Annotated in this window: 7 protein-coding genes; all 7 read left to right on the top strand. The window is 32.8% G+C overall.

The window, feature by feature from the left end; translation table 11 throughout:
• Positions 1 to 444: 444 nt before the first annotated feature.
• The 7 genes from KKA81_16600 to KKA81_16570 all read left to right on the top strand — a co-directional run bounded on the left by KKA81_16600 (position 445) and on the right by KKA81_16570 (position 9,356).
• Positions 445 to 762, top strand: coding sequence for a helix-turn-helix domain-containing protein (locus tag KKA81_16600; protein MBU2652546.1), 318 nt, complete (start codon positions 445 to 447; stop codon positions 760 to 762).
• Positions 759 to 3,479 (top strand): DEAD/DEAH box helicase family protein, encoded by a 2,721-nt coding sequence (locus KKA81_16595; GenBank protein ID MBU2652545.1) that lies wholly within the window; start codon positions 759 to 761, stop codon positions 3,477 to 3,479. Before KKA81_16600 ends, KKA81_16595 begins: the two co-directional genes overlap by 4 nt.
• Entirely contained in the window at positions 3,479 to 5,485 is a 2,007-nt protein-coding gene (locus KKA81_16590) for a site-specific DNA-methyltransferase (GenBank protein MBU2652544.1), read from the top strand. The genes KKA81_16595 and KKA81_16590 overlap by 1 nt, the downstream gene beginning before the upstream one ends.
• Before the next feature lie 4 nt (positions 5,486 to 5,489).
• Positions 5,490 to 5,945 (top strand): hypothetical protein, encoded by a 456-nt coding sequence (locus KKA81_16585; protein MBU2652543.1) that lies wholly within the window; start codon positions 5,490 to 5,492, stop codon positions 5,943 to 5,945.
• A gap of 7 nt (positions 5,946 to 5,952) precedes the next feature.
• Complete coding sequence (locus KKA81_16580) at positions 5,953 to 6,135, top strand: hypothetical protein (GenBank protein ID MBU2652542.1); 183 nt, start codon at positions 5,953 to 5,955, stop codon at positions 6,133 to 6,135.
• Entirely contained in the window at positions 6,119 to 8,557 is a 2,439-nt protein-coding gene (locus KKA81_16575; protein MBU2652541.1) for a hypothetical protein, read from the top strand. The genes KKA81_16580 and KKA81_16575 overlap by 17 nt, the downstream gene beginning before the upstream one ends.
• 268 nt (positions 8,558 to 8,825) lie before the next feature.
• Positions 8,826 to 9,356 (top strand): hypothetical protein, encoded by a 531-nt coding sequence (locus KKA81_16570; GenBank protein ID MBU2652540.1) that lies wholly within the window; start codon positions 8,826 to 8,828, stop codon positions 9,354 to 9,356.
• Positions 9,357 to 9,897: the final 541 nt, after the last annotated feature.

Below are 9,897 nucleotides of genomic sequence, written 5' to 3'. Positions count from 1 at the left end.
CTTATAATATTTAAACTCACGCTTATAATCTATTCTGAACGGAATAAAATTATCTGACCTTAAAACCAGAACAATAAAATTATAAACCGACTTAAACATAAAAAACGCCACACAACAACGGCTATAATTAATTGCTACACTTTGCAACATCTTAATCACTGTTTCTTTACATCAGCTATTACTAATCCGAAAAGCAGTTTTTACTTTTACGCAAATAATCATAGCCTAAGCCGTTACAAGCAAGTGTAGAAAACCCACCGCACAAATGGCACATTTGGTTTTTTCCGACACACGAGCCTACGCTCAAAAAACCAAAAGAGCCATTTCTTTCCAACGCTCAACGGAATGTTGAAAAGTTTTAAGACATTTTTTTTAATCATTAAATGAGACTTCTTATATTTGACGAATATTGTCAAGTCAAATTAATCAAGTGATAATTCACAAATGAAAAACACTAAGTTGGTAGGCGAACTACTTCGAGAAAAAAGAGAAGAAAAAGGATTGCTTTTAAGGCACGTTTCTGCGGAATTGGATATTGACACAGCTATACTTAGCAAAATTGAAAGAAGCGAGCGAAAAGCAACTAAAGAACAGATAGTAAAACTGGCAGAGATACTTGATTTGAATAAAGAAGATTTACTTGTTCAATACTTGAGCGAAAAAATACTTTATGAAATAAAAGACGAAAAATTAGGAGAAAAAGCACTAAAAGTAGCAGAGCAGCAAATGAAATATATTAACAAAAAGAACAGCGGAAAATGATGGAACTAAAATTAGAACTATTAGAATATCAAGAAACCGCTATCAAATCTGTAATAGATGTATTTGACGGTTCTGTAAAAAATACTTTTGATAATGCTTCTGTTGACGGCATTCGCTCAAATGTTTGTTCACTTACGCCCGAACAAATTACCGAAAACATAAAAACTGTTTTAAAAGAAAATGCAATCAGTGATGAAGTTGCTAAACTTACAGACGACCAAGAATTAACCATTGAAATGGAAACAGGAACTGGTAAAACCCTTGTTTACATCAAAATGATTTACGAATTATATAAGCACTACAATTTTACTAAATTCATCATACTAGTGCCTTCGGTTGCTATTAGACAAGGTGTATTGAGCACGCTTTCGACATTTGAAAAGCAACTAGAAGACATTTACGGTTTTACCCCAAAATCATTTGAGTACAACAGTAAAAAGCTTAATAAAGTAACGCACTTTATTGAAGAGCAACACCCTCAAATAATGGTAATGACTTTGGCTTCTTTTAATTCGGAAGACAAAATTTTGAACCAAGCAAAAAGAGAAGACCTTTTTGCAAATATTCCTTTTATTGATGCCATTGGTAGAACAAATCCAATCATCATAATGGACGAGCCACAGGAAGGAATGGATACAGATAATTCGATTAAACAAATTGCCAAACTCAATCCTCTTTTTAAAATCAGATTTTCGGCAACCCATAAAGTTTCAAAAAATAAGATTTATCGCTTAACACCTTACGACAGTTACCAACAAGGATTAGTAAAGAAAATTGAAGTATTGACCGTAACTGAAAAGAATGACGAAGCGACTTTAAAACTAGAGCTTTCTGAAACTAAAAATGGTAAAAATCCTATTCAAGCAAAAATTAAGGCTTGGCATCAATCAGCAAGCGGTAAAATTGAATTCAAAGATTCTAAATGGTTGAAAGATGGCGATAATTTGGGAGAAGTAACCAACAATCCGAGTTATCTCAATTATAAAATTGAACGAATTAAAAAGAGTTTAAGAACTGGAAAATGGTCGGTTCAGTTTACTAATGGAACAGAAATTTTTGAAAAACAAGCCTCTGGAAACATTCAAAGTATTTGGAACTTGCAATTAGAATGGCTCATCATTAGGCACTTTACAAAAAAACAAAAACTACAAGAAAAAGGCATCAAATGCCTTTCGCTTATTTTCATTGACAAAGTGGCTAACTACATTAGTGAAGAACCAGTAATAAAGAACCTTTTTATAGAAAAATACAAAGAAATCTATCCTGAATTTCACGATAATAAACAACCCACGGCAGAACATATTGATGCCATCCAAGGGTTTTATTTTGCTCAAACAGGAAAAGGAGAATACACTGACAACGAAAACTCAATGCGTAAAAACTCTGATGTTTTTGATGCCATTCTAAAAGACAAAAAAGAACTTTTGAGTTATGGGGATTCGGTAGCCAATAAAATTGAGTTCATTTTTTCGCATTCTGCACTTGGTGTAGGTTGGGATAATCCAAATATTTTCAATATTGCCACACTTAGCAATTCGTATTCTGAAATTAAAAAACGACAGGAAATTGGACGTGGATTGCGTATTTGTGTCAATATAGACGGGCAACGTGTGTATGATAGTCTAACAGTTTCTGATGATGAAAGGATTAATCAACTGACTGTAATCCCAAATGAAAGCTACGAAACTTTTGTAACCCAATACCAAGAAGAAATCAAAGAAGTTTATGGCACTAAACAAGCTGGTGCAGGAATGACACATACCCATAAAGGCGAAAAACAAAATCAAGTACATTTTAAACGTAGTAAAAATGAAACCGTCAATCAAGCGTTTAGACGATTTTGGAATGCTTTAGCCAAGAAAACAAACTACACAGTAAGTTTTGATGAAGAAGCATTAATCAATAGAAGTATTGAAGCCCTAAACAGCATTGAAATAGCAGATTATGTAGCAGAAGTGAGCAGTCGTTCCATTGGTTCTATTACTGAAGATGGTATCAAAGACCAATTTGGTGGTACTGAAAGTTATAAACTTAAAGCCCATTATACGGCTCTGGATTTAGTTGAGGAAATTAGCGAAAACACAGGTATTAGCTACATTACTGCATTTAAAATTGTCAATGAAATTAATCACGATTCTTTTGCTAAAAACCCACCACAATTTATTCAGCAGGCTACTGCCAAAATCAATAATATTGAATTGGAAGAAATGGTAAGAGGACTAAATTATCATTTGACGGACGAAACTTTTCCCTTTGAGTTTGAAGATTTCATTAAACAGGTTGAATACAATCAATACCGAGATACACCCAAAAGAGGATTTTTTGACAAAATGTTGGTGGATAGTGATGTAGAAAGAAACTTTGCATTGGCAACAGACGAAGATGATGAAGTAATATGCTTTATGAAACTACCAGCTTATTACCAAATCCCAACACCTATTGGCAATTACAATCCCGATTTTGGTATCGTAATGAAACGTAAACAATTGCGTGATGGAAAGGAAAGCGAATTTTATTTTGTCATTGAAACCAAAGGAACAAACGACATCAACGATAAAAAAGCACTCAAAGAAAGTGAAGTTTACAAGATAAATTGTGCTATGAAGCACTTTGCAACTTTGGGCGTGGAAGTACAATACAAAGCACCTGTAAAAGATTATCAATATTTTAAAGAGGATGCAAGAAACACTATTAACACATTAATTGAAAAAGCATAATGAGTAAGGAATTAGGAAATACAGAAAACCCAATAGAAAACGTACAATCGCACGATTGGAACAAAGAACGTTTGGCTCAACTTAAAAACCTGATGCCCGATTTGTTTACCAATGACGGACAACTCAATATCAACGAACTCAAAAAAGTAGTTGACCCCAGTTTAGTTACCGAAACTGAACGATACGAATTTCGTTGGTTTGGCAAAAGCAACGCCAAGCGTGAAGCCTTTACGCCTACTGATGCTACCTTGGTGTATGACGAACACAGAAGCGTAAACCCTACAGAAAGCGACAACCTCATTATTGAAGGCGAAAATTTGGCGGTGCTTAAACTACTTAGCAACAGCTACCGTGAACAAGTAAAGTGTATTTACATTGATCCACCTTACAACACAGGTAAAGACTTTGTGTATTCTGACAAATTTAACCAAGACAAGGCGGCATATTGGGAAGATGCCGAAGTTACTGAAAACGGGCTAAAAATAGACACCAATACCGAAACAGACGGACGTTTTCACTCCAACTGGCTCAATATGATGTACAGCCGTTTGTTGATTGCTCGACAGTTGTTAAAAGAAGATGGCGTTATTTTTATTTCTATTGATGATAATGAAGTACATCATTTAAGAAAATTGTGTGATGAAGTTTTTGGAGAGGAGAATTTTGGAGGACAAATAGTTTGGCAAACAGCAACAGATAATAATCCAACACAAGTAGCAACAGAACACGAGTACGTTTTGTGTTATATGAAAAGTAAAGAATCTCAAGATTTTTGGGAAACACCTTCAGAAAAAGGTCAAATAATTCAAGAAAAATACGAGGAATTAAAAAGTACTTTTAATAATGATATTGAAAAAATTCAGGCAGAATTAAGAAAGTGGATTAGAAAGCAAACTAATGGTGATGATTTATCAGGGGTTTCTCATTACTCCTATGTTGATGAACAAGGTGTTTTTTACCCCGGAAATTCTGCAAACACAAAACCAGGAGGTTATACTTATGATATAATTCATCCTGTAACAAATGAAGTTTGCTCCAAACCAGAATATGGTTATAGATGGCCTTTTGAAACTTTTGATGAAGCAGATAAAAGAGGAGATGTTCAATGGGGTGATGACCATAATACAATCCCAAAAATTAAAAAAAGACTTGATACCGTAACCCAACGATTAAAAAGTTATTATTATGAAGATAATAGGGCAACAACTGCTGATCTGAAGAATTTATTTGGCGGAGTTAAAGTTTTTAACAACCCTAAATCAGTTAACTTTTTAAATCACATTTTTAAATTTGTGAGCAATGAAAATGATGTTATTTTAGACTTTTTTGCAGGCTCAGGTTCAACAGGAGAATCAGTATTTGATTTAATGAACACAGATTTTGGCAGACGAAAATTTATTTTAGTCCAACTTCCAGAAGCAACAGACGAGAAAAGTGAGGCCTACAAAGCAGGCTATAAAAAGATTAGTGATATAACTATTGAGCGTAATAAACGAGTGGTAGAGAGAATTATCAAAGAAAAGAAAGAAGCTCAACCAAATTTGTTCAGCAAAAAAGAAGATGAACAAAATCAATTAAAAGGGCTTGGATTCAAAGTATTCAAACTGCAAAAATCAAATTTTCCAAGAGTAGAATATGCCCCCGACCCAAATAAAACGCACGAAGAAAATATTGAAGCACTCAAGAAATACATCAGAGACAAAGAAGCACAATTAATTTCTGCCTTCAACAAAGAAGAATTAATCACGGAAATTTTACTAAAAAATGGTTTCAAACTCAATTATACGCTAACCAAGCAAGAGCAATTTACCAAAAACGAAATCCTTTTTGCTACAGATGGCGACAAAGAAACCTTGGTTTGCTTAGATGGCGATTTGGCAGAAGAAACCGTAGAACATTTCAAAAAACACACTGAGCAAAAACTCATTGTGCTAGAACGTGCCTTAGACACCACCAAAAAATGGAATCTAAAACACTATATGAAGGATAATTTTAAAGCGTTTTAGAAGAATGGCAAATGAAGTAACCATATATTTTGATAGTCCAAAGTTGTTTGAAGCAAACAACATAAAGCCTTTAAATGGAATTACGGGTTTGTACTTCATTTTTAGCCAATCTATTGAAATTCAATATCCTTTTCAAAAGTCTAAACTTTTGTATATAGGTATGAGTGAAAGAAGAACGAATAGTATTGGAAACCGTTTGTTGGGTCATTTTGATGGTAAATCAAAAAATCTTGGTTTAGTAAATTACAGAAAAGTTGAACCTTTATTTTTTACATACATCAATTTTGAAATGCTCAAAAATTTATGGCAATTCAGAATTGAAGATTTAGAAAGTTATTTCATTTTAGATTTTGTTGAACAATTTGGAGTTTACCCCATTTGCAATAACAAATCAGGATTTGAAATTCAGCACCAAACATTGACATCTAGTTTTAAAATTGATTGGAAATATTTTAAGTAACAACATTATGGCAGAAAAAGTAAAATCCGGTAAAGAAATTTTAGATGATTTTTTTGATGGAATCGAAGAAATCGAAAATGTTGATAAGGACATAGCAAAGATGTTGTCAAAACTGTATCAAGATGATAAACTGACTGACACCAATGTTAAAAACGAACTTCAAAAACTAAGAGATGGAAACAAAAATTAATACAATTTCCATCAAAGGAATAAGAGGTGTAAAAACCGTTTTAGACTTACCACTAAACGGCAGGTCAATTGTTTTATATGGCGACAATGGAACAGGGAAAAGCAGTATATCTGATGCCATTGAATGGTTTTATACTAATCGTGTAGAGCATTTATCAAGCAATAGCGAAATAGATTTAAAAGATGCTTTACGAAACGCAGCGCTTAACGTTGATGACGTGTCGGAAGTAAATATATCATTTGTAAAAGAAACCTCCTTAGACTGTTCTAAATCGCTTTTCAACAAGCGTGATAAATTGATAACTGAATTTTCAAATGTTAATGATGATTTTAAAAATTACTTAGAGGAATCAAAAGAAGAAAATCTCTTATTACGTTATCAATACCTTACCAATTTCATTGACAACACTAAAAGTGACAAGCTAAAATATTTATCGGATATAATTGGTTTTTCAGAAGTTACGAAGAAAAAAGAGGTGCTGAAAAAAAGTTGGAATTCGATAAAAACGGAAATTAAAAATCAAAATTTTGAAGCTCAAATAAATACTCAAAAAGGAGTTTTAATTGAAAAATTAGGAGCTGCAATTAGTCAAGAGGAAAACTTGTTTGAGGTTATTAATGAAAAAATAAAGCCTTTAAAAACAGGCATTGAGGTTAAAGAAATAAAGGATATTGATAAAGTTTTAACTCATTTAAAAAATGCTACAAATAATAAACTGAATAAGGAATTAGCATTTTTAGAAAAGTCAAATTCAGTAATAATTACGCTTAAGTCTGAAATAGAATTCATAAATACAGAATACGAAAAATACTATAATGAATTTGAAATAATTGCCAATGATGTTGAAAGCATTATGCAAACATTTTTAGGCGAATTACTGAAAACTGGAGATATGGTTTTATCTAAAAAATATCATAAGGATGAAAGTTGTCCGCTGTGTTTACAACCAAAAAGCATTGATGAACTTCGCTTAGAAATAGCTGAAAGGTTAAAAGAAATTAAAGAATCAACAAAGAAAAAAGCATCTTTTGATAAAGCGAAGCAATTAATCCAATCTATAACTGTTGAACGGATAAAAAGATTAGATACTATTTTTTCAGAAGCATTAATCGAATCAGAAGATTATAAATACATCAAAACAGGATTTGAAGATTTAAAAAAGAAAGTCAACGAGTTTCAAAAATCAAGTTTAGAGAAAGTTACTTCGGGTAATAAAATACCTAAAATCGATACAGTCAAATTAGAATTGACTGATTTTGAGTTTCAAGAAAAAATAGTCACAAGAATTAAGCAAATACAAGACATTTTCAAAAAAGACAATTCAGCAGTTCTATATTCAAATATTTCTGCTTCTAAGGATGCTTTTTTGAAAATTCAGCAATTTGATAAGCAGAAAGTAATACTTGAAAAACAACAAAAATCATTAGAGATTATTTACAATGAATTTGTAAAAAAGCAAAAGGAAGGACTTGAAAATTTCATTTCAACTTTTTCGGGTAAAATAAATGAATACTACCAGTATATGAATCCTGATGAACCATTTCAGGAAATCAAAATTGTAACTATTGGTGATGAAGACGAGCTAAATGGAATTACAATAGAATATAAATACAACGGCAATTGGGTTTCTCCTCCGCAAAAATATTTTAGTGAATCTCATCTGAATTGTTTTGGCATTTCATTCTTTTTAGCCTCTGTATATGCTTTTAATGAAAAAAATAAATTCATTGTTTTAGATGATGTAATTTCAAGTTTTGACTCCAACCATAGAAAGAAATTTGCGGAATTGATTTTTGAAAAATTTTCTAAATATCAAATCATTTTGCTTACTCACGAGGAAGATTGGTTTACAAACTTTGTAAGTCCATTGGCAAAAACTAAAAATTGGATTATAAATGAAATTAAATGGTCTGAGGATAAGGGAACTCATTTTGACGAAGAGCCAAACGACCTTAAAGAGAGAATTGAAAAATGTATTGCAGAAAGCAAAATAGATGATTTAGGAAACCCAATTCGTAGGTATTTAGAGTTTTCATTAAAAGAAATTGCATTTCATATTGAAGCTAAAGTGGCTTTTAACTATAACAACACAAATGAACACAGAATGCCACACGAATTAATAACTCGCATAAAATCAGAAATTAAAATTTGCAGTCCAGAGTTAAAAGACAAATTTCCGCTAATAGATAATATTCTTGCATCACCCATTTTAAATAACTTGTCTCACGCAAGTACATTTAATCCAAAAATTGGCGATTTAAGAGCATTTTGGAAAGACATTAAAGAACTTGAAGGAATGTTTATTTGTGGAAATGCTGAATGTAAAAGACCAATGGTATCACTTAAGAATTATGACACAGTTGCAAAGAAAATAAGGTGTGGAGGTTGTGGAGAAACAAAATATGAATGGAACAAGAAATAACGCCTACGCTAAAAGCCATACACATTTGCAATTCGCACGAGCCACCGCACCACCAAAAATTGCAAAAGAGTATGTCTTTGCCAACGCTGACCGACAAACAGAACGGAAGAACACCAGCTTGTAACAGCGTGTATGTGGCAATAGCGGGTGTAGTGGTAAATCGAAGGTCTGTACTTTTAAGAAACTTTGTGCTAAACGGAAAGGAAAGTGCTTCTAATCCGCTACTGCACATACACGCAAACCGTTGGCAACCATTTGAGAAAAACCGATGAACAAAACTACTATCGAATATTTAGACTTCGTTCTGTCTAAAATTACTGACATAAGTAATTTCATTGTTTGGAATATACTCAAAACAGAATCTGCCGACTTTGATTTTGACAACGCAACCGAAGATGATAAGCATTTAATGCTTGACGAATCTCGAAAAGTTGCAGATTTAGGAATAACGTATGGATACTTTATAAAAATATCACACGCTGAATTTCGACTAACGGACAAAGGAATTAAAGCAAAAGAACTCGGTGGACATTTAAAATACCAAAAGTCTGCTAAAAAAACACCTTTAAACACGTACCAAAAAATATATTTACCTTTTTTCATTCTTTTTGGCTTGCTTGGAATTTATAAAGTTTTTCAACCAACTGTTCCAGTTTCTGATTTTCATAAATTAAAGACTGATTTTGATACTCTAAATTCGAGATTTGATTCCATTGCAAAATCGACATCAAAACCCACATTAGAGCTGTTAAATGACACATCACAAACCAAAAATTTTCGCGATTTAAAAAACGACTGAATTTCATAATATTTTGAGTTTAAAAATTAATAAAAACGGTTGCCAACACCGTGTATAGCTCATTGCGGGGCAAGTGATTGACCCGAAAGTTTGCGATTTTTTGCTAACTTTACGACTTACTCGAAAGGTCTCGCTGTTTTATCCGCAACGAGCCATACACGGAGAACGTTGGTGCTCATATAAATTGACTTTCGGTTAAAAAGAATGATCTGATTTTTAATGGAAAAAATCACTCGAAAAACCGACCTCGATTGAATGAAAAAACTGACCGAATTTTGACTCGGAATAAATTGCCGAAATGAGGATTTTAGGTAACGGAAAAACTGAATTTACGCGCGGAACGAATTACCGAATTGAGAATTTTAGGTGAAAGGAAAACGAAATTTATGTTCGGAATGAATACACGAAACGCAGAATTTCACGATTCGAATTTGATTTTAGGTGAGCGACAGACCGAAAATCCGAGCCGAGAAAAAACTAAACGGAACGAAATTAGCCGGATTGAAAAACCTGACTAAAATCGAAAACCGGAACTGAATTT

This window comes from Bacteroidota bacterium, assembly GCA_018831055.1.
Taxonomy (GTDB): Bacteria; Bacteroidota; Bacteroidia; order Bacteroidales; family B18-G4; genus M55B132.
Note: the sequence above shows the minus strand (reverse complement) of the source record. Positions and strands in the feature narration are given on the sequence as shown.